Origin of the sequence: Micromonospora sp. H61 (assembly GCF_018070325.1) — a bacterium.
GTDB classification, from domain to species: domain Bacteria; phylum Actinomycetota; class Actinomycetes; order Mycobacteriales; family Micromonosporaceae; genus Micromonospora; species Micromonospora salmantinae.
In genome coordinates this window covers 1-24,688 of record NZ_JAGPXY010000018.1, presented here as the reverse complement: position 1 = coordinate 24,688, position 24,688 = coordinate 1, and the positions used below count along the sequence as shown (strand labels likewise).

Here is a 24,688-nt window from a genome sequence, read left to right as displayed (position 1 = left end):
CACCGTGTCCCATTCCGTTAGCGGGCGGACCTGACCGGCCCTCCCGGCCGACGTCATCGTTCCGCGACCACCATCGCCGACGCGATCCCGCCGTCGTGCGACAACGAGAGATGCCAGTGGTTGACCCCGCGTGCGTCGGCCACCGCCGCGACAGTGCCGGAGACGGCCAGCCAGGGGCGGCCGTCCGGGTCGGGCACGATCTCGCAGTCTTGCCAGCTGAGCCCGGCCGGGGCGCCGAGCGCCTTGGCCACCGCCTCCTTGGCGGCGAACCGGGCGGCGAGCGACTCGGGCGAGCGCGGGCTGCCGGAGCGGGTGTGCCGCTCGGCCTCGGTGAAGAGCCGGTCGGCGAGCAGCGGCGTCCGTGCCAGGGCCCGGGCGAACCGGTCGACCAGGACGACGTCGATGCCGACAGCGACGATCACCACACCACCCTACCGGCGGTCGAGGCCGCAGATTAACCGTCGGGCTCGCGCTGGGCAACGCCTGTGGACACCCCGGGGTACGCCTCGACGTCGGCTGTCCACAGGGCACCGCGCGGCCTCCGGTACGTGCCTAGCGTCAGCGCGTCGATGCCGATCGTCCACGGGGGTGTGGTCATGACCGACGAGCCGTTCGCCGTCCAGCCGGAGGAGTTGCGGGCTGTCGCCGTCCTGCTCGACGACGAGGCGCGCCGGTTGGCGTTGGGCCTCGCGGGGTTGCCCGGGCTGGTGGTGGCGGCGCCCGAGTGGCGAGCCGGCGCGGCGTTGGCCGGGTTGGAGGCGGCCGGGCACGCCTGGTTCTGCCGGCTGGGTGCCGGGGTCGCGGCGACCTCCGGCGGGGTCCGGGCGGCGGCGGAGGCGTACGAGACGGTGGACGACCGGGCCGCCGGCCGGTTCGCCTCCCTACCCCGGTGAGCAGTGTCGGTTACCGACAGCTGTGGGCTGTCGATCCGGGCGGGTGGCGGGCCGCCGGGGCGGCGTGGGCGGGGTTGGCCGGGCCACTCGATCGGCACCTCGGCGAGCTGCGCACGGCCACCGGGCGGTTGCGGGGCGGTTGGTCGGGTGCGGCAGCCACGGCGGCGGGCACTCGACTCGGCGGTCTGCGTGACGAGCTGGCCTCGATCGCACCCGCGCTGATCGAGGTCGACCAGGTGCTGGCCGAGTTGGCCGGTGGGCTGGCGGTGGCGAAGGCACGGCTCTCCCAGGCGGTCGCCCAGGCCGAGGCGGCCGGCCTGCTGGTGGACCGTTCGGGTGGGGTGCGGGTCGATCCCGCCCGGTTTCGGCCCACCGAGCGGGCCGGGGTGGCAGCGGCTGGGGTGGCCGCGGCCCTGCGGGCCGCGCTCGACGGGGCAGCCGCCACAGACCGGGTCGCCGCCGACCGGTTGGATGACCTGGCGAGGGCCGCCGGCACCGGTTGGGCGTCCCCGCCCCCGCCGGGCCGACCGGCCCTCGGTGCCGCACCCGCGCTGGTCAGCGCCTGGTGGTCCGGGTTGAGCCCGGCGCAGCGACGGTGGCTGATCGGGCGCGAGCCGGCACTGGTCGGCCGGTTGGACGGGCTACCGGTTGCCGTCCGCGACCAGGCCAACCGGTTACGGCTCGACGCCTGGCGTGCGGAGCTGCTGGCCGAGCGGCGACGGCTGCTGTCCCAGGTGTCGCCAGGGCCGCTCGCGTTGATCCGGTTGCGCGGGGTGGCCGGACGGCTGGCCGGTCTGGACGCGCTGGTCGAGCGACTGACGGCCGGCGAGGCGCCGCGGGCGTACCTGCTCGGGTTGGATTCGGCGGGTGAGGGGCGGGCGGTGGTGGCGCTCGGCGACCCGGACCACGCCGACCGGGTGCTGACCTACGTGCCGGGGATGACCGCCGGCCTGGACGACGCCTCCGGCGAGCTGGGCAGGGCGGCCCGGGTGCTGGAGCGCTGCGCCGCGCTCGCCCCGGATGAGCGCAGCGCGGCGGTGCTCTGGTTGGACTACGACGCTCCGGATCTGCTGACCGAGGCCGCCTCGGCGGGTCAGGCCCGGGACGCCGGCCCGGCGTTGCACCGCTTCCAGGAGGGGCTGCGCGTCAGCCACGACGGGCCGCCGGCTCGGCAGACGGTGCTCGGGCACAGCTACGGGTCGCTGGTGGTGGGTGTGGCCGCCCGGGAGCACGGCCTGGCCGCCGACGCGCTGGTCTTCGTCGGCTCCCCCGGTGTCGGCGCGTCGCACGCCACCGAGTTGGGCGTGCCACCCGGGGAGGTCTGGGCGAGCAGCGCCCCCGACGACGTGATCCGGGCGGCCCGGTCACCGGAGGAGCTGGGCCGACAGGCCCTGCTGCGTACGGCTCCGCTGGCCGCCGTGCTGGGCTGGCCGGGCCAGACCGGGCACGAACTGTGGTTCGGGCACGACCCGTCGGATCCCGGGTTCGGCGGTCGGGTCTTCGGCAGTGGGCGAGGCGGGCACACCGGTTACTGGGACCCGGGCAATCCCGCGCTGGACGGGATGGCCCGGGTCGTGTTGGGCCGCTGAGGCTTACTCGACGGTGACCGACTTGGCCAGGTTGCGGGGCTGGTCCACGTCGTGCCCCCGAGCGGCGGCGATCTCGGCGGCGAGCACCTGCAACGGCACAGTGGTGACGAGCGGGGCAAGCAGGGTGGGCGTACGCGGCACGTAGATCAGGTGGTCGGCGTACCGGACGACCGCCTCGTCGCCCTCCTCAGCGATCACGATGGTCCGCGCGCCACGAGCCCGGACCTCCTGGATGTTGGAGACGACCTTGTCGTGCAGCATGCCCCGGCCCACCGGCGAGGGCACCACGCAGATGACCGGGGTGCCCTTGTCGATCAGGGCGATCGGGCCGTGCTTCAGCTCACCGGCGGCGAAGCCCTCGGCGTGCATGTACGCCAACTCCTTGAGCTTCAGCGCGCCCTCCAGGGCCACCGGGTAGCCGACGTGCCGGCCGATGAACAGCACTGTCGGCTCGGACTTCAGCTCCCGGGCCAGCTCGCGGACGGGCTCGATCCGGTCGAGCAGCTCACGCAGCTTGCCGGGAATCTCCTGCAACTGCGCGACCACCGCGCCCACCTCGTCGGCGAACTTGATTCCGCGCACCTGGGCCAGGTGCAGGCCGATCAGGTAGCAGGCGACGACCTGGGTGAGGAACGCCTTGGTGGAGGCGACGGCGATCTCCGGCCCGCCGTGGGTGTAGAGCACGGCGTCGGACTCGCGGGGGATGGTCGAGCCGTTGGTGTTGCAGATCGCCAGCACCCGGGCCTTCTGCTCCTTGGCGTGGCGCAGCGCCATCAGGGTGTCCATCGTCTCGCCGGACTGCGAGATGACCACGATCAGCGTGGACCGGTCGAGCACCGGGTCGCGGTAGCGGAACTCGCTGGCCAGCTCCACCTCGCACGGGATCCGGGTCCAGTGCTCGATGGCGTACTTGGCGACCATGCCAGCGTGGTACGCCGTGCCGCAGGCCACGATGAAGATCTTGTCGACGTCGCGCAGGTCCTGGTCGCTGAGGCGGACCTCGTCGAGGGCGATCTCGCCGCTCTCGGTGAGCCGGCCCAGCAGCGTGTCGGCGATGGCCTGCGGCTGCTCCTCGATCTCCTTGAGCATGAACCAGTCGTAGCCGCCCTTCTCCGCGGCCGAGGAGTCCCAGTCGATGTGGAAGTCCTTGCCGGCGGCGGGCTGGCCCTCGAAGTCGGTGATCTCGATGCTGTCACCGGTGATCAGCACGATCTGGTCCTGGCCCAGCTCGACCGCTTCCCGGGTGTGCTCGATGAACGCGGCCACGTCGCTGGCCAGGTAGTTTTCCCCGTCGCCCCGGCCGACCACCAGCGGCGAGTTGCGCCGGGCGCCGACGACCGCGCCGGGCACTGCGGCGTCCACCGCGAGCAGGGTGAACGCGCCTTCCAATCGCTGGCAGACCACGCGCATGCCGGCGGCGAGCAGTTGCGGGCTGTCCGGCTGGCCGGCGGCGCGCAGGTCGGCCAGCGCGGCGGCGAGCAGGTGCGCGGCGCACTCGGTGTCGGTGTCGCTGGTGAACTGGACGCCGTCGGCCTCCAGCTCGGCGCGGAGCTTGGCGAAGTTCTCGATGATGCCGTTGTGGATCACCGCGACCCGTCCGTCGGGGGCGACGTGTGGGTGGGCGTTGCGGTCGGTCGGGCCGCCGTGGGTGGCCCACCGGGTGTGCCCGATGCCTGTGGTGCCGTCACCGATGCCGATCGGGCTGGCCGCGCAGGAGGTCGGGTCGTCGGCGGCCCGCTCGGACAGCACCTTCTCCAGGTTGGCCAGCTTGCCGGCCTTCTTCTCGGTCAGCAGCTTGTCGTCACAGACGATCGCGACGCCTGCCGAGTCGTAGCCACGGTATTCCAGTCGCCGCAGCCCGTCGAGGACGATGCCGAGTGCGGGGCGCGCGCCCGCGTATCCCACGATTCCACACATGGCCCGCAGCCTAACCCAGTTTCACTCATGTTGGTTGCTCGAAAGTCGGGTTATCAATCACGGAATCTGAGCGATCAGTGCCTGCGCGGCCGCAACGGGACGAGCGTCACAGGCAGCTCGCGCCCCGCTCCGGAGGGCGGGGTTGCGACACGCCTTCGGGTGCGACAGTCTCTCGGCGGGTTTGGCGCTCCCGTCCACGGCCCGTCCGTCCCATACCCACTCCCGCCCGGAGCAGCCATGTCCGACGCGCCGTCGCCCGACCCAACGCCCTCATCCGCTCCGGCCCCGGCCTCCCGAGTGAGGCTGGGGTCCGAGCCGGGTATGGCCGTAGGCTGGCGCAGGTGACGACGAGCACCGATGTCGACCCGCTGGTGGCCCGGATGCGGCCGTTCGGCACGACGATCTTCGCCGAGATGTCCGCCCTCGCCGTACGCACCGGCGCGGTCAACCTCGGCCAGGGCTTCCCCGACACCGACGGTCCGCCGGAGATGCTGGCCGCCGCCGCCGAGGCGCTCCGCAACGGGCAGAACCAGTACCCGCCCGGCCCGGGGATCCCCGCCCTGCGCGCGGCCGTCGCGGCGCATCAGCGGCGGTTCTACGACCTGGGGTACGACCCGGACAGCGAGATCGTGATCACGGCGGGCGCGACCGAGGCGGTCGCGGCGAGCATCCTCGCGCTCTGCGAACCGGGCGACGAGGTGGTCTGCTTCGAGCCGTACTACGACTCGTACGCCGCCTCGATCGCGCTGGCCGGCGCGGTCCGCCGGCCGGTGACGCTGCGCCCCACGGCCGACGGCCGGTACGCCTTCGACCCGGCGGCGCTGCGTGCGGCGTTCGGGCCGCGCACCCGGCTGGTGCTGCTGAACTCGCCGCACAATCCGACCGGCAAGGTCTTCACCCCGGCGGAGTTGGCGCAGGTCGCCGAGTTGTGCCAGGAGTTCGGCGCGTACGCGGTCACCGACGAGGTGTACGAGCACCTGGTCTTCACCGACGCGGCGAGCAGGCACGTGCCGCTGGCCAGCCTGCCCGGGATGCGGGAGCGGACGCTGCGCATCTCGTCGGCCGGCAAGACGTTCTCCTGCACGGGGTGGAAGGTCGGCTGGGCGAGCGGCCCGGCGGCGCTGGTCTCGGCGGTGCTCCGGGTGAAGCAGTTCCTCACCTATGTCAACGCCGCGCCGCTGCAACCGGCGGTGGCCGTGGCGCTGGCCCTGCCGGATGACTACTACACCGGTTTCCGGGACGGTCTCCAGCAGCGGCGTGACCAGCTCGTGGGTGGTCTGACCGACGCCGGGTTCGAGGTGCTCGACTCGGAGGGGACGTACTTCGTCACCGCCGACATCACCGCCCTCGGCGGCCGGGACGGGGTGGAGTTCTGCCGCTCTTTGCCGGAGCGCTGCGGTGTGGTGGCGGTGCCCACCCAGGTCTTCTACGACGACGTCGACGCGGGCCGGCGGCTGGTCAGGTTCGCCTTCTGCAAGCGCCCGGAGGTGCTGACCGAGGCGGTCAGCCGGCTGCACGCTCTGGGCTCGAGCCGCTGACGTGCCCGGAGCCGGCCGATCCCGGGTCGGTCGCCGACTGATCCGCTGTCGAAGCCGCGAGTCGGGTGAGCAGTTGGCCCTCGTCACCGAGCAGCACCGCCTCGGCGTCGTCAACGAACGACAGGTCCGCGGTCACGTGCCGGCTGGCCGCGGTGAGCAGCAACCTGACCACCTGATCCTCGGCGGCCCTCCGTAGGCCGTCCAGATTGCGCAGCTCGCGCAGCAGGTGCCCACGCTGGTTGCTCAGGACGGCGCGAACCGTGGTCGCGGAGCCGGACCGGGCGGCGGCGGTGACCTTGAGGAAGAAGTCGTCCCGGAATCCGCCGCTGCGCGGGCTCGGCTCGGCCAGCCACCGCGCCAACTCCGAGCGGCCGGCCGGGGTGATCTGGTAGACCACCCGGTCCGGCTTGATCGGCTGCGGCTGCCGTTCGGCGACGACCAGCTCGTCCCGGGAGAGCCGGTCCAGGATCTGGTAGAGGTGGCCGATGTTCAGCGGCCCCCACTGCGGGCCGACGGCGGCCTCGAACGCGCCCTTGAGCTGGTAGCCGTGGCTGGGGCCACCAGCGAGCAGGGCGAGGACAGCGTGCTGGATCGCCATGTCACCTCCGGTACGGGTCTTGCATTGTCACAATGTATCGCGCAGAGTGGGGACAGCACACGGGGAGGCGCGATGCTCGGCTTCATCTGGAGACAGCTGCGCGGCCGTGCGGGGCGGTCGGTGGCGCTGCTGGTCGGCGTGCTGGTGGCGACCACCGGCTTCGTGGTCCTGACCGGCGCCACCACCACCTCTCGTCTGGACGTCACCGGCACTGTCGAGCGCAACACCCAGGTCGCCTACGAGATCCTGGTCCGTCCGAAGGGGACCCGCACCCCGCTGGAGGCCGAGCGCGGGCTGGTCCGCCCCAACTATCTCTCCGGGCTGTTCGGCGGCATCACCACACAGCAGTACGAGCAGGTGACCACAGTCCCCGGCGTCGAGGTGGCGGCCCCGATCGCGATGCTCGGCTATTCCACCACGCTGCTACCGACGCCGCTCGACCTCACCGACGCCGTCGACCGCTCGCTGGATCGTCAGGTCATTCGGGTCGACCCGACCTTCCACGCCGAACGCGGTCTCTCCAGCGCACCGGGCAAACCCCGGTACGTCTACGTGACCAAGAAGCCGCTGATCTACCCCCGGATCGACAGGGGAATCGACGGTGACGCCGTGCCGTACTCCGATGGACGGTCCTACTCCTGGTCGGACACCTGCGGGCCGACGCCCCGCGAGGTACAGCCGGACGGGCGCAGCCTTCCCATCTGCGATCCGGGATACGCCCTGCTGGGCAACCCGGGCACCTACTCTGAGCGCGAGGATTGGTCCCTGCACGCCGTCCAGCTGCTGCCCGACGGTCGGTTCCAAGCCGACTCCTACATCCTCGCTACCGACCGGGACGGCTCTGCTACACCCAATGACCGGCTGGTTATGGCGTACGACCTGACCGTGCCGTTCCTCCTGGCCGCTGTGGACCCGGCGGCCGAGGACCAACTCGTCGGACTCGACGATGCCGTGGTCACCGGTCGAGCCGTCCGCACCGACGACAAGGTCGCCGTCAACCGCCGGGGCTCAGCGGACAACCACGAGGTCCCGGTCCTCGTCACCAACCGACCCTTCATCGACGAGTCGCTGGCGGCCAGGTTCACCCGGCTCGCGATCAGCCCCGCAGGGGTGGAGGCGATCGACCTGGAGGAGACGTTGAGCCGCCCCGAGGGGACTCCCGCCGGGTCCGGTCGGTACGACCTCACCGCCGGGCACCAGGCGATGCTCACCGAGGAGCTTTCCCTGGCCGGGTGCTGCCACGGCCAACTTCAGACGGTCGTGCAGTCGGCCGAGGTGCAGTACGACCGGCTACCCGACGGCAGCCTGCGGGCCCGCCAGCAGCCGCCCGGCGACCCCGCGGTGTACGGCAAGATGGAGGCGTTCAACCCGCTGCCCCGACCTTGGCTCGCCGACGACACCGGATCCCGATCGATCCGGGCGCTGCCGCTACCCGTGGGCGCGAACACCGCCAATCGCTTCTGGCGGGCAGTCGGTGTCTTCGACCCGGGCCGGCTGGCCGGGTTCAGTGACCTCGGCCAACTGCCGCTGGAGACCTACCAGGCGCCGACGGCGGAGGGTGCGGACGACCGCAGCCGGGCAGCGCTGGGCGGTCAACCGCTGTCGCCCAGCGGCAACCCTGCCGGCTACCTGTCCGCGCCGCCGCTGCTCCTCACCAACCTCGGCAGCGTGCCGAAAATCCTGGAGGGTGGCGGCGGGCCACAGGCCAAGGCCCCGATCAGCGCGATCCGGGTGCGGGCGGCCGACGTGGGCGGCTACAGCGAGCGGTCGGCCGAGCGGGTCCGACTGGTCGCCGAGCAGATCGCGGCACGCACCGGGCTGGACGTGGACATCACCCTCGGTTCGTCGGGTGCGCCGCAGACCGTGGAGCTGCCCGCCGGCTCGTTCGGCCGGCCGATGCTGCGGCTGACCGAGAACTGGTCGGCACTCGGCGTGGCGTCGGTCATCACCCAGGCGGTGGACCGTAAGAGTCTGGTGCTCTTCGTACTGGTGCTGGTGGTCTGCGTGCTCTTCCTCGGCAACGCGGTCAGCGCCGCCGTCCGGGACCGGCGCTCCGAGCTGGCGGTGCTCTCGTGTCTCGGCTGGCCGGTCCGCCGCATCGCGGCGCTGATCGTGGGCGAGGTCGCTCTACTCGGGCTCGTCGCCGGTCTGCTCTCGCTGACCCTCGCGATCCCGCTCGGGATGGCGCTCGGCATCGACGTCGACTGGCGGCGGTCGGCCCTGGCCGTACCCATCGCCCTGCTGCTCGCGGTGGCAGCGGGCCTGGTGCCGGCGCTGCGGGCCGCGCGCACCCACCCGGCCGCCGCCCTCCGCCCGATCGTCGCTCCCGCCGGCTGGGTACGCCGGCCACGCACCCTCTTCGGGTTGGCGCTGGTGAATCTGGCCCGCACCCCCGGGCGCACGTTCCTCGGCGCCGGCGCGCTGGCCATCGGGGTGGCCGCGCTGACGCTGGTCACCGCCGCCGCGTGGGCGTTCCGGGGCGCGATCGTCGGCAGTCTGCTCGGCGACGTGGTTTCGCTGAGCGTGCGCGGCGCGGACACCGTGGCCGCTGCGGCCACCGTGCTGCTCGGTGCCGCTGCGGTGGCGGACGTGCTCTACCTGAACATCCGCGACCGGGCCGCCGAGTTGGCCACCCTGCGGGCGGTCGGCTGGACCGACGCCGAACTCGGCCGGCTGGTCGGCTACGAGGGGTTGACGCTGGGGCTCGTCGGTTCGACGACCGGCGCGGCGATCGGCCTGGCCAGCGCGGGTTGGCTGATCGGCGCCCTTCCCGGCGCGCTGCTCCTGGTGGCCGCGCTGGTCGCGCTGGCGGGCGCGTTGGTCAGCGCCTTCGCCGCGCTGGTGCCCGCCGCCCTGTTGCCGCGCCTACGACCCGCCCGACTTCTGGCAGAGGAGTAGCAGTCATGAGCGAGCAGATCGGTAGCGCGATCTCGGTCGACCACCTGACACGGCGATTCGGCACCGGGGCGGACCAGCTGACCGCGGTCGACGACGTGTCCCTGACCGTCGCGGCCGGCTCGGTGGTGGCGTTGACCGGGCCGAGCGGGTCGGGCAAGTCGACGCTGCTGCATCTCATCGGCGCGATCGAGCAGGCCGACGAGGGCAGCGTGACAGTCGACGACGTGGTGGTCAGCGACCTACGTCGGGCTGCACTGGCCCGCTACCGGCAACGGGTCGGGTTCGTGTTCCAGCGCTACCACCTGCTGCCCGCACTCACCGTGCTGGACAACGTGATCGCGCCGGTCCTCCCCCGCCGGGGCCGGGCCGATCACGCGACCCGTGCCCGCGAGTTGCTCGACGCGGTCGGCCTGGCCGGGCGGGAGCGCGCCCTGCCCGCGCAGCTCTCCGGCGGCCAGCAGCAACGGGTCGCCATCGCCCGCGCCCTGATGGGAGCGCCGGGCCTGCTGCTGGCCGACGAGCCCACCGGCAACCTCGACTCCACCAACGGCGGGCAGATCCTCGACCTGCTGCTCGACCTACGTGAACGGCACGGCATGACCATCCTGCTCGCCACCCACGAACAGGCCATCGCTGCCCGCTGCGACCGACTGGTCCGACTTACCGACGGACGCGTCACCGAGGATCTCGACCTCACCGACGGCGAGGACCCCGCCGACACGTACGAGCGGGCGGCCCGACTGCGGTTGTGACGCCGCCCCGAGGTGGTCTCAGGCGACCGGGCTCGCGGTGCGGACCAGCTCGGCGATCCGCTCGGCGACCTCACGGGCGGTCGCCTCGGTGGCCGCCTCGACCATCACCCGGACCAACGGCTCGGTGCCCGACGGGCGCAGCAGCACCCGGCCGGTCTCCCCCAACTCCGCCTCGGCCCGCTCGACCTCGGCGCGTACGGCGGGTGCGGCGGCGCCGACGGTCCGGTCGCCGACCGGCACGTTGATCAGCACCTGGGGCAGCTTGGTGACCACCGAGGCCAACTCGGCGAGGGACTGGCCGGTGGCCGCCATCCGAGCCATCAGGTGCAGGCCGGTGAGCACCCCGTCGCCGGTGGTGGCGTGCGCGGGCATCACGATGTGGCCGCTCTGCTCACCGCCGAGCGCCAACCCGGAGGCGCGCAGCTCCTCCAGCACGTACCGGTCACCGACCTTGGTCTCGATCAGGCGGATGCCCTGCGCGGACATCGCGAGGCGCAGCCCGAGGTTGCTCATCACGGTGGCCACCAGGGTGTCCTGGGTGAGCGTGCCGGCGTCCCGCATGGCCAGCGCGAGGATTGCCATGACCTGGTCGCCGTCCACCTCGTCACCGTCGGCGGTGACCGCCAGGCAGCGGTCGGCGTCGCCGTCGTGGGCGATGCCCAGGTGGGCGCCGTGCTCGACCACTGCGGCGCGCAGCGCCTCGATGTGGTTGGAGCCACAGTCGTCGTTGATGTTCAGCCCGTCGGGCTCCGCGTGGATGGCGATGACCTCCGCGCCGGCCTCCCGGTAGGCGACGGGGGCGACCTCGGCGGCGGCGCCGTTGGCGCAGTCGACCACTACCTTGATCCCGTCGAGCCGGTGCGGAACGGTGCCCACCAGGTGCTGGACGTAGTGGTCGGCTCCGTCGAGCAGGTCGTGCACCCGGCCGACGCCGGCACCGATCGGCCGGTCCCAGGCGGTGGTGGCGTTCGTCTCGACGGCCGCCTCGATCTGCATCTCGATCTCGTCGGGCAACTTGTGCCCACCGGCGGCGAAGAGCTTGATGCCGTTGTCCGGCATCGGGTTGTGCGACGCGGAGAGCATGACACCCAGGTCGGCCTTGGCCTCCGCGGTGAGGAACGCCACCGCCGGGGTGGGTAGCACGCCGACCCGCACCACGTTGGCGCCGGCGCTGGTCAGCCCGGCGACCACGGCGGCCTCCAGCATCTCGCCGCTGGCGCGGGTGTCGCGACCGACGACGGCGAGCGGCGGATGACTGCGGTCCGTCTCGGCGAGTGTGTGCGCGGCTGCCACCGCGAGCGCCAGCGCCAATTCCGGGGTGAGATCCGCGTTTGCCCGCCCGCGTACGCCGTCCGTGCCGAACAACCGACCCATACCCGCCAACCTCCGAAAGAGCACTGCCAGTGAGGAGAAAGCGGAACGGCCGACCCGCCTCCCCCGAGGGGGAGGCGGACCGGCCGTCCGTCAGAAGTACAACGCGCTGGAAAAGATCAGCGCTTCGAGTACTGGGGAGCCTTACGGGCCTTCTTGAGGCCGTACTTCTTGCTCTCCTTGACGCGGGCGTCACGGGTGAGGAAGCCGGCCTTCTTCAGGGCCGGGCGGTCGTCCGGCTCGTTGATGATCAGCGCGCGGGCGATGCCCAGCCGCAGCGCACCGGCCTGGCCGGTGGTGCCGCCGCCACGCAGGTTCGCGATGACGTCGAACTGCTCGAGCTTCTCGGCGGTGACCAGCGGGTCCTTGATGAGCTGCTGGTGCACCTTGCTCGGGAAGTAGGCCTCGAGGTCCTGGCCGTTGCAGGTGATCTTGCCGGTGCCCGGGACGATGCGGACCCGGACGATGGCCTCCTTGCGGCGGCCCACGGTCTGGATCGGCCGGTCACCACGAGGCGCGCGGGCAACGGGCGCCGGCGCCTCGGTGGCCTCGGGGGCTTCCGGGGCGACCTCGGTCTCGATGATGTCGGTCATGCTGCTTCCTTCGCCCGCGCTCACTGCGCGATCTGCTTGATCTCGAACGGCACCGGCTGCTGCGCGAGGTGCGGGTGCTCGGCACCGGCGTAGACCTTCAGCTTCTTGATCAGCTGACGGCCGAGCTTGTTGTGCGGGAGCATCCCCTTCACGGCCAGCTCGATGGCCCGCTCGGGACGCTTGGTCAGCAGCTCGTCGTAGCCGATCTGCTTCAGACCACCCGGGTAACCGGAGTGGCGGTAAGCGACCTTGGTCTGACGCTTGTTGCCGGTCAACGCAACCTTGCCCGCGTTCACGATGACGACAAAGTCGCCCGTGTCGACGTGCGGCGCGAAAGTCGGCTTGTGCTTACCACGCAGCAACGTGGCGGCGTGGGTGGCCAGGCGGCCCAGCACGACATCAGAGGCGTCGATGACGTGCCACTGACGCTCGATCTCACCCGGCTTCGGGCTGTACGTACGCACAGGTCTACCTTGTCTCGTCGTCGGTCTGGGGTCGCGCGCCGAGGTGACCAGATCTAGCAGGCCGGACCAGCGCGCACGAACGACCAAGCGTACCTGAAGGGGCACGCCTCTGGATGTCGTACAACAGCAGGCAACGATACCCGGCGCCCCGTCCGCAGGTCAAAACGGGGGTGCGGTCCCGCGCGGCGACGCGCCGAGGGTGTCTCACCTCACACGTTGGCGAGTCGACCGGCCCTCGGACGGCGGTAGACCACCCAGGTGACCGCGAAGCACAACGCGTACCAGCCGATGAAGGCCAGGTAGGCGGCGTCGGCGTTGCCCGAGCTGAGGAACGACTGGCGGAACGCGATGTTGACCAGCACCCCGCCGAAGGCGCCGATCGCACCCGCGATGCCGATCAACGCGCCGGTCATCCGACGCGCCCACCGCGCGGCGGCCTCCGGATCACGCTGACCCGTGGCCACCGCGTCCGCCGACCGGGCCCGGAAGATCGCCGGGATCATCTTGTAGGTGGAGCCGTTGCCGACGCCGGAGAAGACGAAGAGGGCGAGGAACCCGGCGAGGTAGAGCCCGAACGAGCGCTCCCGGGCCGCGTACAGCACGGTGCTCGCGCCGGCCGCCATCGCCACGAAGTTCCAGAAGGTCACCCGTGCCCCGCCCAACCGGTCGGCGAGGTGCCCGCCCAGCGGCCGGATCAGCGAGCCGACCAGCGGGCCCAGGAACGTCAGCCAGGCGGCGTCGACCGGGGTGGGGAACCGCTCGGCGAACTGGAGCTGGAGCACCTGACCGAAGGCGAAACCGAAGCCGATGAACGAGCCGAAGGTGCCGATGTAGAGCAGCGACATCACCCAGGTGTGTGGATCACGGGCCGCCTCCCGCAACGCGCCCGGTTCGTTGCGCGCCCCGGGCACGGTGTCCAACCAGCGGGCCGCGGCGAGCGCGGCCAGCACGATCAGTGGCAGGTAGACCGCCGGCACCAACCGGGGGTACGCGGCGCCCGCGGTGGCGAGGACCGCCAGGCCGACCAACTGCACGGCGGGTACGCCCAGGTTGCCGCCACCGGCGTTGAGCCCGAGCGCCCGCCCCTTGAGCCGCTGCGGGTAGAACAGGTTGATGTTCGCCATCGAGGAGGCGAAGTTGCCGCCGCCGACCCCGGTGAGGCAGGCGAGCACCATCAGGGTGGTGTAGGACACCCCGGGTTCCAGCAGCACCGTCATCGGGACCGCGGGCACCAGCAACAGCAGTGCGCTGATGATCGTCCAGCGTCGTCCGCCGAAGCGGGCCACCGCCAGCGTGTACGGCAGCCGCAGCACCGCGCCCAGGGCGGCCGGCACGGCGGTGAGCAGGAACTTCCCGGCCGGATCGATGCCGTAGGCGGGGCCGAGGAAGAGCACGGTGACCGACCAGAGACTCCACACCGAGAAGCCGACGTGCTCCGCGAAGATCGAGACCCAGAGGTTGCGCCGGGCGATCGGCGCGCCGGTGGCCTGCCAGAAGTCCGGGTCCTCGGGGCGCCAGTCGTGCAGCGGTTGCCGGCGACCGGTGACGGCAGGCGGCTCGGCGGTGACTACGGTGCTGGTGAGCGTGCTCACGGCGGCTCCTCCTCGTCGATGTGACGAGGGGAAACGCTAGGAACGCCCGGTTACCTGGCAGTGCCCGTCGCGGGTCGGGCCGGAAACGGCTATCGCACCACGGGCCGGCGGCGATGGTGAGCACGCCACCGGGACGGCGCGATCGGAGCTGCCCTTACGGTCAGAGCTGCTGGAGGATACGCAGCGCGCGGCCGACCCGGAGCATGGTGTCGGTGTCGGCGACGTCCACGCACGCGGTGAACCACTTCTTCATGGGCGAGGAGATCCGGTCGGGCATCACCACGTACCGGCCCATCGACACGGCGAGCGGCGAGTCCCGCAGCAGCGACTCCTCAACCACCTCGACCACGATCACGATGGGCACGTCGGTGGAGTTGTAGACGTCCGAGCTGATCACGAGGCCGAGGCGTTCCCGAGCGCCCTCGATGCGCCAGATCTCACCCCTACGCAGCACGCGGCCGTCCGCCGGAGAACAGGTCGTTGACCATGCCCACCTCGCGGGCGTCGGCGAGCGCGGCGGACTCCAGATCCAGGCTGGCGCGGCCCACGGCGGCGGCGTGCGCGGTGAAGACCTCGCGCAGCGCCTTCTCCCGGGCGGCCTGGTCCATCCACGCGGAGAGCGACAGCCCCTCGCGCTTGGCGAACCGCCGCGCTTCCTCGATCGTCTCGTCCGTGAACGAGAGAGTCACCTTGGCAGTCATGCCGAGCAGATTACCCACCGGTGTGACCAACAGTCATCCCTGCTTCCTCGACTCGCCCCCGGGCGGGGAAACGCACATTCCGTCAGGCTTACCCGGCCCGACCGCCGAACACCGCGAAGCGCCACTCCTTGAAGTAGCAGTCGACGTCGACCAGGCCCGCCTCGGCGAGCCACCGGCACTGGTCGGCCACCGTGGCCGGGCGGTCGTGGCGCATCCGCTCCCGGGAAGCCGCGATCTCGTCGGGGGACGCGCCCAACTCGGTGATCCGCTCCAGCCACACCTCGTCGTAGCGCCGGTCCAGCTCCGGGGTCGGGCCGGCGACCTGCTCGGCGTTGACGAACACCCCGCCCGGTGCCAGCGCGGCGGCGGCCCGCCGGTAGAGCGCGCGCTTGCCGGCGTCGTCCAGGTGGTGGATCGCCAGCGCGCTGACCACCGCGTCGTACCGGCCCGGCGGCAACTCGTCGGCCAGGTCGGCGTGGACCGTTCGGTGTGGCACGGACCGCCCGTCCAACTGGTCGGTGGCGCGGGCGAGCATCGCCGGCGCTCCGTCCACCAGGGTCAGCCGGACTCCGGGCACCGCTGCGGACAGCAGCAGGGAGAGCAGGCCGGTGCCGGCGCCCAGATCCAACACCTCCGGGGTACGCCCGGTGGCGAGCGCGGCCCGCAACGGCGGCGCGGCCACCTGGACGGCGGTGCCGTAGAAGGCGTCGAAGCACGGGATCAACCGCCTGCGCGCCTCGTCGTACGTGCCGGCCACCGCGTCGAAGACGTCCGTCACGCTCATCGCGCACTCCCGTCTATTGAGACAGATTTCCCACATTATAAGCCAACGAACCGGTGTTGATGTCGTCAGCGATTCAGCTCCAAAGGCCATCCCGACTCGTACCTGCCATCGCCCGAGTCACCGCTGATTCCGCCGCAGCGAAGCCGGACCGTCGCGAGCGGTCTACGTGGTCGGTCCCTGGCCGCGCATGCGCTGCCTGGCGGGTGGTTGACCCCGGACACGCGAAAGCCCCCGGCGCTCTCCTGAGGTTCCAGGAGCCGAGGGCTCACTGCGTCATGCTGGTCAGGCCGGGTCGTGTGCCTTCGCCATACCGACGAACGCCCGCCAGGCAGCTGACCCGAAGACCAACGCCGGCCCTGCCAGGTCCTTCGAGTCCCGGACGCCAACGACGCCAGGCAGGTTGTCGGCAACCTCGACGCAGTCGCCGCCATTGCCGCTGCTGCGGGTGCTCTTACGCCACTGCGCGCCGGTCAGTTCCATGTCTTCGCCATCTCCGTAAGTAGATCGACGGATTGCCAGTGGGACAGCGCCTCGCCGCGTACGTTCTCCCATGCGGCCAGCATCGCCGCTATGTCCTCGGCACCGGTAACGACTTGCCCCTGAAGCTGATTGTCGAGGTAGCCGGCAATCCGATGCTCGGACCCCACGGCGATCACGAAGGGACCGTTCAGGCCAGCGTACGCGCCGACGGTGGAGGGGACGATGTGCACGCGGACGTGCGGGGCCCCGCACGCGGTGATGAGAGCCTGCACCTGCTCACGCATGGTGGCTCGCCCGCCGACTGGCCGCCGCAGCACGGCTTCGTCCACAACGGCGGTGAAGTGTGGCGGGTCGTCGCGGGTCAGGATGCTTTGCCGGGCCAGTCGTGAGGCTAGGTGCCGCTCGACGTCGCTGCGGGCGATGACGTCGGCTCCGGCGAGCACGGCGCGAGCGTATGCCTCGGTCTGGAGCAGGCCGGGAAGGACGGTCGACTGAAACGACCGCAGCGAGATCGCCTCGCGCTCGATCTCTTGCCATGGTCGGAACCAAATTGGCTCGCGGCGTCTTGAAGTGTCCGGCCAGATGTCCCCTATGGGCCGTCGGAGCGCACTCGCCGCCGCCTCCCGGTGTCGGGGGTGGGGAATGTGGTCGTGGTTCAGCCAGCGCGCGACCGTCTTCCGATCGACCCCGACCAACCCTGCCAGGGACTCAATCGAGTGTCCCGTCTCGGCTAGCGCGGCGCGCAGCGCATCGTTCACGGCTTCCCCCGTCGGATGCGCGGAATGTCTCGTGACCATATCGCTACGGGCTGTTCTTGTCCCATCACTGCCCGCAAGGTGGGATCCGGCGGCGCGGCCGGTAGGGACCCTGAAAACCGGTGGACGCGTTCGTACCGGGGGCCGCCCCTGGACTGCGCAGATCTTGGACACTTTCCGTTACGCGAGAACGGAAATTGTCCAAGATCTGCGCGGGCGAGCTTGCACGGGGTGGCCCTTCCCAAAGTGACGAGCAGGGGGAAGACACCGTGCCGGACAAGCCGCCCGATCGGGAACCCGAGCCGCCGCCCAAACCGCGAAAGCCGCACACGGGTGACGTCTTGCACCTGACCCGCGCCGCGAGTGTGCAGTTCATGCGCCCGATCTTCGTCCGCGTGATTCGCGTTCTCGACTGGCCGACGTACGACGGGTGGCTGTGGATTGACGCTTACGAACTGGCCGCGAGCGGCGATGCGGTCGCGCGCCGGTCCCTGTTCGTGATGCCCGCGGGCCTGATCTGGCCGGACCCGCCCGCCCCGCCGGCCCGTCGGCCAACCACCCGCAGGCCCGTCAAACGCGGTCCGGTGAGGGTCGGATGACCCGCCGCCCTCGCCCGCACCATCCGATGCGCCCGGCGTGGCTCTGCCGCAACTGCGCCGCGCCCTGGCCGTGTGCGCCGGCTCAGCTTCACCTCGCGACCGAGTACTACGGCCACTCGATCGCCCTGGCCTTCTACCTGGCAGCGAACATGCATGACGCGGTCGACGACCTGTACTCCCTAGGCCTTCGCCCTGACCTGCGGGCACTCCACGCCCGGTTTCTGGGCTGGCTGTCCCTGACCCGCCGACCACGCCGCGCCGGCTCGCGCTGACCGGCCGTCACCCACCCGTCACACTCGCTGCCCCTGTGCGGTGTGAGCCCCACTTGACAGGACCGAAACAGAAGGGACCCGGACCGGAAACCGCCCGACGGCACGCTTTCCCGACATGACAGACGGTGCACGGTCGGCGACTCCACCGGGGCTGACGCCCCGGGAAGTGGCGACGCACTGCCCGTACTGCGCACTGCAGTGCGGGATGACGCTGCGCGCGGACGACGCCGGTGTGACGGTCCACCCGCGTGAGTTCCCCACCAACCGGGGCGGGCTCTGCCAGAAGGGTTGGACCGCCGCCGAACTGCTCGACCACCCGGAACGGCTGACCACTCCGCTGGTGCGCGACGCGGCCACCGGCGAACTGCACCCGGCGAGCTGGGACACCGCGCTCGATCGGGTGGTCGCCGGCATCCGCGCCGTCCAGGACGACGCCGGCCGGGACGCGGTCGCCGTCTTCGGCGGTGGTGGCCTGACCAACGAGAAAGCGTACGCGTTGGGAAAGTTCGCCCGGATCGGGCTGCGCACCCGGCACATCGACTACAACGGACGGTTCTGCATGTCCTCGGCGGCAGCCGCCGGGATGCGCGCCTTCGGCATCGACCGTGGGCTCCCGTTCCCCCTCGCCGACCTGGGTCGGGCCGACACCCTGCTGCTGGTCGGAGCGAACCCGGCGGAGACCATGCCGCCGCTGGTGCGCTGGCTCACCGAGCAGCGCCGCAACGGCGGGAAACTGATCGTCATCGACCCCCGGGTCACCGCCACCGCCCGCCAGGCCGATCTGCACCTGCAACCGCTGCCCGGCACCGACCTCGCGGTGGCCAACGCGCTGCTGCACATCGCCCTCACCGAGGGTTGGGTCGACCGCGCCTACGTGGCGGACCGCACCACCGGTTTCGACGCGGTCCGTCGAGGCGTCGCCGCCTGGTGGCCGGCCCGCGCGGAACAGCTCTCCGGGGTGCCGGTGGCCGACCTGGAGGCGACCGCCCGCGCGCTGGGCACCGGCGGTCGCGTGATCATCCTGACCGCGCGCGGCGCGGAGCAGCACGCCAAGGGGGTGGACACCGTCACCTCGTACGTCAATCTCGCCCTCGCCCTCGGTCTGCCCGGCCGCGACGGTTCGGGGTACGGCTGCCTCACCGGCCAGGGCAACGGCCAGGGCGGCCGGGAGCACGGGCAGAAGGCCGACCAGCTCCCCGGTTACCGGCGGATCGACGACCCGGCGGCCCGCGAGCACGTGGCCGGGGTCTGGGGCGTGCCGGCCGACGAACTGCCCGGCCCGGGAGTGCCCGCCTACCAACTGCTCGACTCGCTCGGCACCCCGGGTGGCCCGCGCGCGATGCTGGTGTTCGGATCGAACCCGGTGGTCTCGGCACCCCGGGCGGCCCGGATCGAGGGCCGGCTGCGCGACCTCGACCTGTTGGTCGTCGCGGACCTCCTGCTCTCCGAGACGGCCGCGCTGGCGGACGTGGTGCTGCCCACCGCGCAGTGGGCCGAGGAGGACGGCACCATGACGAACCTGGAAGGTCGGGTGCTGCGTCGACGCGCGCTACGGCCGCCCCCGCCGGGTGTCCGGACCGACCTCGCCATCATCTCCGACCTGGCGGCACGGCTGGCCGACGCCGAATCGGCTGACGTCGACCCGACCGACGCCAACCCGGCCAGCGTGCGACCGGCCGCCGTCGCGGCGGCTCGGTTCCCGGCCGACCCGGCCGTCGTCTTCGCCGAGCTGCGCCGCGCCTCCGCAGGTGGGGCCGCCGACTACGCCGGCATCAGCTGGGACCGGATCGACGCCGACGACGGGGTCTACTGGCCCTGCCCGACCGAGGACGGGCCGGACACGCCCCGACTCTTCGCCGACCGGTTCGCCACCCCGGACGGCCGGGCCCGCTTCCACCCCGTCGACCATCGGCCGGCCGCCGAGGAGGTCTGCGCCACGTACCCGCTGCACTTCACCACCGGTCGGGTGCTGGCGCAGTACCAGTCGGGCACCCAGACCCGACGGGTGGCCGCGCTGCGCCGCGCCGCCCCGGAGGCGTTCGTCGAACTGCACCCCGACCTGGCCACCCGGCTGGGCATCGACGACGGCGACCCGGTCCGGGTCACCTCCCGGCGAGGTGAGTTCCGCGCGCCGGCCCGGCTCAGCGCCGGGATCCGACCCGACACCGTGTTCGCCCCGTTCCACTACGCGGGGGCGGGACGCGCCAACTCGGTGACCAATGACGCGGTGGACCCGATCTCCGGGATGCCCGAGTTCAAGATCTGCGCGGTTCGGGTGGAGAAGGCATGACCGCCCGGGTGGTCATCGTCGGCAACGGGATGGCGGGCGCGCGCCTCGCCGGTGAGCTGCACGCCCGGGAGGGAGACCGGAAGGTCACAGTGCTCGGGGCCGAGCCGCACCGCGCGTACAACCGGATCCTGCTCTCCACCCTGCTGGCCGGCCGGATCGACGAGCCGGACGTGGAGCTGACCGAAGCCGCCGGGCACGGCGTCGACCTGCGCAGCGGCGTACCGGTGATCGCTGTCGACAGGTCCGCCCGGGAGGTCCGCACCGACGACGGCGAACGAATCGGGTACGACCACCTGGTGCTGGCCACCGGCGCGCGGGCGGTGGTGCCGACGCTTCCCGGCCTCGACCCGGCGAACCTGCCGGAGCGGGTGGTCCCCTTCCGGACCCTGGACGACTGCCGGCGGATCCTCGCCGCCGCGGACGGCGCCCGCAGCGCGCTGGTCCTCGGCGGCGGGCTGCTCGGTCTGGAGGCCGCGCGAGGGCTGGCCACCCGGGGGCTGGCCACCACAGTGGTGCACCCGAGAGAGCACCTGATGGAACGGCAACTGGACCCGACTGCCGGCGCGGTGCTCGCGGGCACGCTCGCCAATTTCGGCGTCAGCGTCCAACTGGGGGTGTCGGCGACCGGCGTGGCCGCGGACGCCAACGGTGTCCGCCTCGACCTGGCCGACGGCCGGTCGCTCCGTGCCGACCTGCTGGTGCTCTCCTGCGGCGTACGCCCGGACACCGCCCTCGCGCAGGCCGCCGGCCTGACGGTGCGGCGCGGCGTGGTGGTGGACGACAGGCTCCGCACCACCGACCGGTCCATCTCGGCGATCGGCGACTGCGCCGAGCACGACGGCGTGCTCACCGGGCTGGTCGCGCCCGCCTGGGCCCAGGCCCAGGTGCTCGCCGACGTGCTGACCGGGACGGACCCACTGGCCCGGTACCGGCCCCGGCCGGTGGTGACCCGGCTGAAGGCCGCCGGCATCGACCTGGCGTCGATGGGTGACGCGGCAAGTGGCGGGCCGGGCGAGGAGCTGACCTTCGCCGACCCGACCCGGGGCACGTACGCCCGGTTGCGGATCCGGGACGAGCGGTTGATCGGCGCGATCCTGCTCGGCGACAACCCGGCGGTCGGCACGGTGATCCAACTCTTCGACCGTGGTCAGCCGGTGCCGAGTGACCGACGGGCGCTGCTGCTCGGCCGGGCACTCGGTGCGGTCGGCGCTACCCCGGCCGCCTCACCGGCGCTGATGCCGGACGCGGCCACGGTCTGTCAGTGCAACACGGTGAGCAAGGGCGCACTGGTCAGAAGCTGGCGCTCCGGTGCCCGGACTGTCGATGCGGTGGTGGCCGCGACCCGGGCCGGCACCGGATGCGGCGGATGCCGGGACGCGGTGAGCGGCATCGTCGACTGGCTGAGCCAGGCGGAATCGGTGGAGGTGACGCGATGAGCGGCGGCGAACTGGTCGTCATCGGCAACGGCATGGTCGGGCAGCGTTTCGTGGACGCGCTGCACGCCCGCGACCCACAGGGCAACTGGCGGGTGACAGTGCTGGCCGAGGAGGGGCGCCCGGCGTACGACAGGGTGCGGCTCTCGGCGTACTTCGACGGGGTGAGTGAGAGCGAACTCAACCTGCACACTCCGCACGACGGGGTGCGGCTGCGACTCGGCGAGCCGGCCACCGCCGTCGACCGGGATCGCCAGGTCGTGACCACCGCCCTCGGCGAATACCGCTACGACGCGCTGGTGCTCGCCACCGGGTCGTACGCGTTCGTGCCGCCGGTGGCCGGCACGGAACTGCCCGGGGTCTTCGTCTACCGGACCCTTGACGACCTGGCGGCGATCCGGGCGTACGCGCGGGGCCGGCGGGTCGGCGCGGTGATCGGTGGCGGGCTGCTCGGGCTGGAGGCCGCCAATGCCCTGCGACTGCTCGGCCTGAGCACCGACGTGGTCGAGTTCGCGCCCCGGCTGATGCCGGTGCAGGTGGACCAGGCCGGCGGCGCGATGCTCCGCCGCTACGTCGACGAGTTGGGCGTACGGACCCATCTCGGGGTGGCGACCACAGCGATCCGTCAGGGCCCGGACGGCGGCGTCGCCGCCCTGGAACTGTCCGACGGCACCGCCCTCGACGCCGAGCTGGTGGTGGTGGCCGCCGGCATCCGGCCCCGGGACCAGTTGGCCAGGGACGCCGGCCTGCCGCTGGGCCCGCGCGGCGGGGTGCTTGTCGACGCGACCTGTCGTACCGCCGACGAGCGGATCTGGGCCGTCGGAGAGTGCGCGGCGGTCGACGGCACCTGCCACGGTCTGGTCGCGCCGGGGTACGCGACGGCCGAGGTGGTGGCCGATCGGCTGGTCGGCGGCGCGGCGACCTTCCCGGGCGCGGACACCGCCACCAAACTCAAGCTGCTCGGCGTCGACGTGGCCTCGTTCGGCGACGCCCACGGCACGACCGAGGGCTGCCTGGACGTCACGTTCACCGACCCGGCCACCCGGGTCTACGCGAAGCTGGTCCTCTCCGACGACGCGCACACCCTGCTCGGCGGGGTGCTGGTCGGTGACGCCAGCGCGTACCCGACGCTGCGGGCCAGTGTGGGCGGCCCGCTGCCGGCCGCGCCGCTGGCGCTGCTCGCCCCGGACGGTGGCGGCGCGGACGCCGGGGCCCTGCCCGCCGCCGCGCAGGTCTGCTCCTGCAACGCGGTGACCCGGGGCGACGTGGACGCCGCCATCGCCGACGGTTGCGCGGACGTTCCGGCGTTGAAGGCGTGCACCCGGGCCGGCACCAGCTGCGGGTCCTGCGTGCCGATGTTGAAGCAGCTCCTGGACGCGGCAGGGGTGGCACAGTCCAGCGCGCTCTGCGAGCACTTCGACGTCAGCCGGCGGGAGCTGTTCGAGATCGTCCGCGTCCGCGGCATCCGCACCTTCTCCCGGCTGGTCGCCGAGCACGGTAGTGGCCGCGGCTGCGACATCTGTAAGCCGGTGGTGGCGTCCATCCTCGCCTCGCTGGGCAGCGGGCACGTGCTCGACGGCGAACAGGCGTCGTTGCAGGACACCAACGACCACTTCCTGGCCAACCTGCAACGCGACGGCAGCTACTCGGTGGTGCCCCGGATCCCGGGCGGCGAGATCACCCCGGAGAAGCTGATCGTGATCGGCGAGGTCGCCCGGGACTTCCAGCTCTACACGAAGATCACCGGTGGGCAGCGGATCGACCTGTTCGGGGCGCGGGTGGAGCAGCTGCCGCAGATCTGGCGGCGGCTGGTCGACGCCGGCTTCGAGTCCGGGCACGCGTACGGCAAGGCGCTGCGCACCGTGAAGTCGTGCGTGGGCGAGACCTGGTGCCGGTACGGGGTGCAGGACTCGGTGGGACTGGCCGTCGCGCTGGAGCTGCGCTATCGCGGGCTGCGTGCTCCGCACAAGCTGAAGTCGGCGGTCTCCGGTTGCGCCCGGGAGTGCGCGGAGGCGCGCAGCAAGGACTTCGGCATCATCGCCACCGAGACCGGCTGGAATCTCTACGTCGGCGGCAACGGTGGTTTCCGGCCCCGGCACGCCGACCTGTTCGCCACCGACCTGTCCACGGACGCGCTGATCAGGCTGATCGACAGATTCCTGATCTACTACATCCGCACCGCCGACCGGCTGCAACGCACCGCCGGCTGGATCGAGGCCATGGACGGCGGCCTTGACCACCTGCGCTCGGTGATCGTGGACGACTCGCTCGGACTCTGCGAGGACCTCGACGCGGCGATGGCCCAGCACGTGTCGTCGTACTCCGACGAGTGGCGCGACGTCCTGGAGGACCCGGATCGGCTGCGCCGCTACACCTCCTTCGTCAACGCCCCCGACGTACCGGACCCGTCGATCACCTTCACCCGGGAACGCGGCCAGCCGGTCCCCGTACGCGACCAGTCCCCGACCGGATCCGAGCCGACCAATGGTCACCGTCGGCAACCGGTCACCCTCGGCCTACCGGAGGTACGGCGATGACCCAGACCCTCACGCTGACCTGGACCACCGTCTGCCCGCTCGACCGGTTGGAGCCGGACCGGGGCGTCGCCGCCCTGGTCGACGGGGTGCAGATCGCGCTCTTCCGGACCGCCGACGAGCTGTTCGCGATCGACAACCGCGACCCGGTCTCCGGGGCGTACGTGCTGTCCCGGGGCATCGTCGGCAGCCGCGGCGGAGTGCCGACTGTCGCGTCACCGCTGCACAAGCAGGTGTACGACCTGCGCAGCGGGCACTGCCTCGACCTGCCCGGGGTGGCCGTGGCCCGACACGACGCACGTTGCCGCAACGGGCTGGTCGAGGTGCGGCTGCGACAGGAGGGTTGATGCGGGAAGAACTGGCGGGCTTCACCATCGGGGTGACCGCCGACCGGCGGCGCGACGAGTTGGCCGCGCTGCTCGAACGACGGGGCGCCCGGGTGGTGCTCGCCCCGGCGCTGCGGATCGTGCCGCTGTCCGACGACACCGAGCTGCGCGAGGCGACCCGTGCCTGCCTCGACCAGCCGCCGGACATCTTGATGGCCAACACCGGCATCGGCATGCGCGGCTGGTTGGAGGCGGCCGAGGGCTGGGGGCTGGCCGAGCCGCTGCGATCCGTGTTGGCCAGCTCGTACG

General features: G+C 72.0%; 24 protein-coding genes. 12 read left to right on the top strand and 12 right to left on the bottom strand.

The features are described from left to right. Positions 1 to 53: 53 nt before the first annotated feature. Complete coding sequence (locus KBX08_RS11905; protein WP_210783294.1) at positions 54 to 422, bottom strand: holo-ACP synthase; 369 nt, start codon at positions 420 to 422, stop codon at positions 54 to 56. A gap of 174 nt (positions 423 to 596) precedes the next feature. Here KBX08_RS11905 and KBX08_RS11900 point away from each other — a divergent pair, with 174 nt between their 5' ends. Both KBX08_RS11900 and KBX08_RS11895 read left to right on the top strand, forming a co-directional pair. Then, entirely contained in the window at positions 597 to 893 is a 297-nt protein-coding gene (locus tag KBX08_RS11900) for a hypothetical protein (protein ID WP_210783292.1), read from the top strand. After that, positions 890 to 2,482 (top strand): alpha/beta hydrolase, encoded by a 1,593-nt coding sequence (locus KBX08_RS11895; RefSeq protein ID WP_210783290.1) that lies wholly within the window; start codon positions 890 to 892, stop codon positions 2,480 to 2,482. Before KBX08_RS11900 ends, KBX08_RS11895 begins: the two co-directional genes overlap by 4 nt. 3 nt (positions 2,483 to 2,485) lie before the next feature. Here the strand turns inward: KBX08_RS11895 and glmS are convergent, their stop codons facing one another. Next, entirely contained in the window at positions 2,486 to 4,399 is a 1,914-nt protein-coding gene (gene glmS / locus KBX08_RS11890) for a glutamine--fructose-6-phosphate transaminase (isomerizing) (RefSeq protein WP_210783288.1), read from the bottom strand. 380 nt (positions 4,400 to 4,779) lie between these two features. On the opposite strand from glmS, the gene KBX08_RS11885 reads away from it, so the two are divergent. Next, on the top strand, positions 4,780 to 5,937 hold the full coding sequence (locus KBX08_RS11885; protein WP_238689187.1) for a pyridoxal phosphate-dependent aminotransferase: 1,158 nt from the start codon (positions 4,780 to 4,782) through the stop codon (positions 5,935 to 5,937). Here KBX08_RS11885 and KBX08_RS11880 read toward each other — a convergent pair. Then, the gene (locus tag KBX08_RS11880) at positions 5,903 to 6,535 is read right to left on the bottom strand and encodes a PadR family transcriptional regulator (protein WP_210783284.1); all 633 of its coding nucleotides are present in this window, start codon (positions 6,533 to 6,535) and stop codon (positions 5,903 to 5,905) included. The two genes, KBX08_RS11885 and KBX08_RS11880, sit on opposite strands and share 35 nt — an antisense overlap. 72 nt (positions 6,536 to 6,607) lie before the next feature. Between KBX08_RS11880 and KBX08_RS11875 the strand changes: the two genes are divergently transcribed. Both KBX08_RS11875 and KBX08_RS11870 read left to right on the top strand, forming a co-directional pair. Next, positions 6,608 to 9,433: an ABC transporter permease gene (locus KBX08_RS11875; protein ID WP_210783282.1), complete on the top strand. Its 2,826-nt coding sequence runs from the start codon at positions 6,608 to 6,610 to the stop codon at positions 9,431 to 9,433. 5 nt (positions 9,434 to 9,438) lie between these two features. Next, on the top strand, positions 9,439 to 10,185 hold the full coding sequence (locus KBX08_RS11870; protein ID WP_210783280.1) for an ABC transporter ATP-binding protein: 747 nt from the start codon (positions 9,439 to 9,441) through the stop codon (positions 10,183 to 10,185). Between the two features lie 18 nt (positions 10,186 to 10,203). Here KBX08_RS11870 and glmM read toward each other — a convergent pair whose 3' ends face one another. The 9 genes from glmM to KBX08_RS11825 all read right to left on the bottom strand — a co-directional run bounded on the left by glmM (position 10,204) and on the right by KBX08_RS11825 (position 16,928). Further along, complete coding sequence (gene glmM / locus KBX08_RS11865; RefSeq protein WP_091402319.1) at positions 10,204 to 11,559, bottom strand: phosphoglucosamine mutase; 1,356 nt, start codon at positions 11,557 to 11,559, stop codon at positions 10,204 to 10,206. A gap of 116 nt (positions 11,560 to 11,675) precedes the next feature. After that, positions 11,676 to 12,149, bottom strand: a complete 474-nt coding sequence (gene rpsI / locus KBX08_RS11860; protein ID WP_112626216.1) for a 30S ribosomal protein S9 — start codon at positions 12,147 to 12,149, stop codon at positions 11,676 to 11,678. Positions 12,150 to 12,169: 20 nt separating this feature from the next. Continuing rightward, positions 12,170 to 12,613 (bottom strand): 50S ribosomal protein L13, encoded by a 444-nt coding sequence (gene rplM / locus KBX08_RS11855; protein WP_053653864.1) that lies wholly within the window; start codon positions 12,611 to 12,613, stop codon positions 12,170 to 12,172. Between the two features lie 209 nt (positions 12,614 to 12,822). Next, positions 12,823 to 14,205 carry a NarK/NasA family nitrate transporter gene (locus tag KBX08_RS11850; RefSeq protein ID WP_124854248.1) on the bottom strand — a complete coding sequence of 461 codons (1,383 nt, stop codon included), beginning with the start codon at positions 14,203 to 14,205 and terminating at the stop codon, positions 12,823 to 12,825. Between the two features lie 160 nt (positions 14,206 to 14,365). Next, positions 14,366 to 14,659, bottom strand: a complete 294-nt coding sequence (locus KBX08_RS11845) for a hypothetical protein (RefSeq protein WP_091402325.1) — start codon at positions 14,657 to 14,659, stop codon at positions 14,366 to 14,368. Beyond that, a complete protein-coding gene (locus KBX08_RS11840) occupies positions 14,649 to 14,906 on the bottom strand; it encodes a DUF6364 family protein (RefSeq protein ID WP_091403518.1) in 258 nt (85 codons plus the stop codon). The genes KBX08_RS11845 and KBX08_RS11840 overlap by 11 nt, the downstream gene beginning before the upstream one ends. A gap of 88 nt (positions 14,907 to 14,994) precedes the next feature. Next, positions 14,995 to 15,690, bottom strand: a complete 696-nt coding sequence (locus KBX08_RS11835; protein WP_210783278.1) for a class I SAM-dependent methyltransferase — start codon at positions 15,688 to 15,690, stop codon at positions 14,995 to 14,997. A 282-nt stretch (positions 15,691 to 15,972) separates the two neighbouring features. Continuing rightward, a complete protein-coding gene (locus tag KBX08_RS11830; RefSeq protein WP_210783276.1) occupies positions 15,973 to 16,170 on the bottom strand; it encodes a DUF397 domain-containing protein in 198 nt (65 codons plus the stop codon). Then, positions 16,161 to 16,928 carry a helix-turn-helix transcriptional regulator gene (locus KBX08_RS11825; RefSeq protein WP_210783275.1) on the bottom strand — a complete coding sequence of 256 codons (768 nt, stop codon included), beginning with the start codon at positions 16,926 to 16,928 and terminating at the stop codon, positions 16,161 to 16,163. The genes KBX08_RS11830 and KBX08_RS11825 overlap by 10 nt, the downstream gene beginning before the upstream one ends. 371 nt (positions 16,929 to 17,299) lie before the next feature. Here KBX08_RS11825 and KBX08_RS11820 point away from each other — a divergent pair, with 371 nt between their 5' ends. From KBX08_RS11820 to KBX08_RS11790, 7 genes are all read left to right on the top strand, one after another. Beyond that, a complete protein-coding gene (locus KBX08_RS11820) occupies positions 17,300 to 17,524 on the top strand; it encodes a hypothetical protein (RefSeq protein ID WP_210783393.1) in 225 nt (74 codons plus the stop codon). Further along, positions 17,521 to 17,796: a hypothetical protein gene (locus KBX08_RS11815; RefSeq protein WP_210783273.1), complete on the top strand. Its 276-nt coding sequence runs from the start codon at positions 17,521 to 17,523 to the stop codon at positions 17,794 to 17,796. The genes KBX08_RS11820 and KBX08_RS11815 overlap by 4 nt, the downstream gene beginning before the upstream one ends. A 115-nt stretch (positions 17,797 to 17,911) precedes the next feature. After that, on the top strand, positions 17,912 to 20,086 hold the full coding sequence (locus KBX08_RS11810) for a molybdopterin oxidoreductase family protein (protein WP_210783271.1): 2,175 nt from the start codon (positions 17,912 to 17,914) through the stop codon (positions 20,084 to 20,086). Beyond that, positions 20,083 to 21,522 (top strand): FAD-dependent oxidoreductase, encoded by a 1,440-nt coding sequence (locus KBX08_RS11805; protein ID WP_210783269.1) that lies wholly within the window; start codon positions 20,083 to 20,085, stop codon positions 21,520 to 21,522. The genes KBX08_RS11810 and KBX08_RS11805 overlap by 4 nt, the downstream gene beginning before the upstream one ends. Beyond that, on the top strand, positions 21,519 to 24,056 hold the full coding sequence (nirB, locus tag KBX08_RS11800) for a nitrite reductase large subunit NirB (RefSeq protein WP_210783267.1): 2,538 nt from the start codon (positions 21,519 to 21,521) through the stop codon (positions 24,054 to 24,056). Before KBX08_RS11805 ends, nirB begins: the two co-directional genes overlap by 4 nt. After that, positions 24,053 to 24,400: a nitrite reductase small subunit NirD gene (nirD, locus tag KBX08_RS11795; protein ID WP_210783265.1), complete on the top strand. Its 348-nt coding sequence runs from the start codon at positions 24,053 to 24,055 to the stop codon at positions 24,398 to 24,400. Before nirB ends, nirD begins: the two co-directional genes overlap by 4 nt. Continuing rightward, positions 24,400 to 24,688, top strand: a 289-nt coding sequence (locus KBX08_RS11790) for a uroporphyrinogen-III synthase (RefSeq protein ID WP_210783263.1), incomplete at its 3' end; no start/stop codon positions are given. The genes nirD and KBX08_RS11790, both read left to right, overlap by 1 nt.

What these genes read in the sequence shown, in the direction of transcription:
- KBX08_RS11900 (WP_210783292.1), top strand. Translation starts at nt 597, where the DNA reads ATGACCGACGAGCCGTTCGCCGTCCAGCCGGAGGAGTTGCGGGCTGTC.
- glmS (WP_210783288.1), bottom strand. Translation starts at nt 4,399, where the DNA reads ATGTGTGGAATCGTGGGATACGCGGGCGCGCGCCCCGCACTCGGCATC.
- KBX08_RS11885 (WP_238689187.1), top strand. Translation starts at nt 4,780, where the DNA reads ATGCGGCCGTTCGGCACGACGATCTTCGCCGAGATGTCCGCCCTCGCC.
- KBX08_RS11880 (WP_210783284.1), bottom strand. Translation starts at nt 6,535, where the DNA reads ATGGCGATCCAGCACGCTGTCCTCGCCCTGCTCGCTGGTGGCCCCAGC.
- KBX08_RS11875 (WP_210783282.1), top strand. Translation starts at nt 6,608, where the DNA reads ATGCTCGGCTTCATCTGGAGACAGCTGCGCGGCCGTGCGGGGCGGTCG.
- KBX08_RS11870 (WP_210783280.1), top strand. Translation starts at nt 9,439, where the DNA reads ATGAGCGAGCAGATCGGTAGCGCGATCTCGGTCGACCACCTGACACGG.
- glmM (WP_091402319.1), bottom strand. Translation starts at nt 11,559, where the DNA reads ATGGGTCGGTTGTTCGGCACGGACGGCGTACGCGGGCGGGCAAACGCG.
- rpsI (WP_112626216.1), bottom strand. Translation starts at nt 12,149, where the DNA reads ATGACCGACATCATCGAGACCGAGGTCGCCCCGGAAGCCCCCGAGGCC.
- KBX08_RS11840 (WP_091403518.1), bottom strand. Translation starts at nt 14,906, where the DNA reads ATGACTGCCAAGGTGACTCTCTCGTTCACGGACGAGACGATCGAGGAA.
- KBX08_RS11835 (WP_210783278.1), bottom strand. Translation starts at nt 15,690, where the DNA reads ATGAGCGTGACGGACGTCTTCGACGCGGTGGCCGGCACGTACGACGAG.
- KBX08_RS11830 (WP_210783276.1), bottom strand. Translation starts at nt 16,170, where the DNA reads ATGGAACTGACCGGCGCGCAGTGGCGTAAGAGCACCCGCAGCAGCGGC.
- KBX08_RS11820 (WP_210783393.1), top strand. Translation starts at nt 17,300, where the DNA reads ATGCGCCCGATCTTCGTCCGCGTGATTCGCGTTCTCGACTGGCCGACG.
- KBX08_RS11815 (WP_210783273.1), top strand. Translation starts at nt 17,521, where the DNA reads ATGACCCGCCGCCCTCGCCCGCACCATCCGATGCGCCCGGCGTGGCTC.
- KBX08_RS11810 (WP_210783271.1), top strand. Translation starts at nt 17,912, where the DNA reads ATGACAGACGGTGCACGGTCGGCGACTCCACCGGGGCTGACGCCCCGG.
- KBX08_RS11805 (WP_210783269.1), top strand. Translation starts at nt 20,083, where the DNA reads ATGACCGCCCGGGTGGTCATCGTCGGCAACGGGATGGCGGGCGCGCGC.
- nirB (WP_210783267.1), top strand. Translation starts at nt 21,519, where the DNA reads ATGAGCGGCGGCGAACTGGTCGTCATCGGCAACGGCATGGTCGGGCAG.
- nirD (WP_210783265.1), top strand. Translation starts at nt 24,053, where the DNA reads ATGACCCAGACCCTCACGCTGACCTGGACCACCGTCTGCCCGCTCGAC.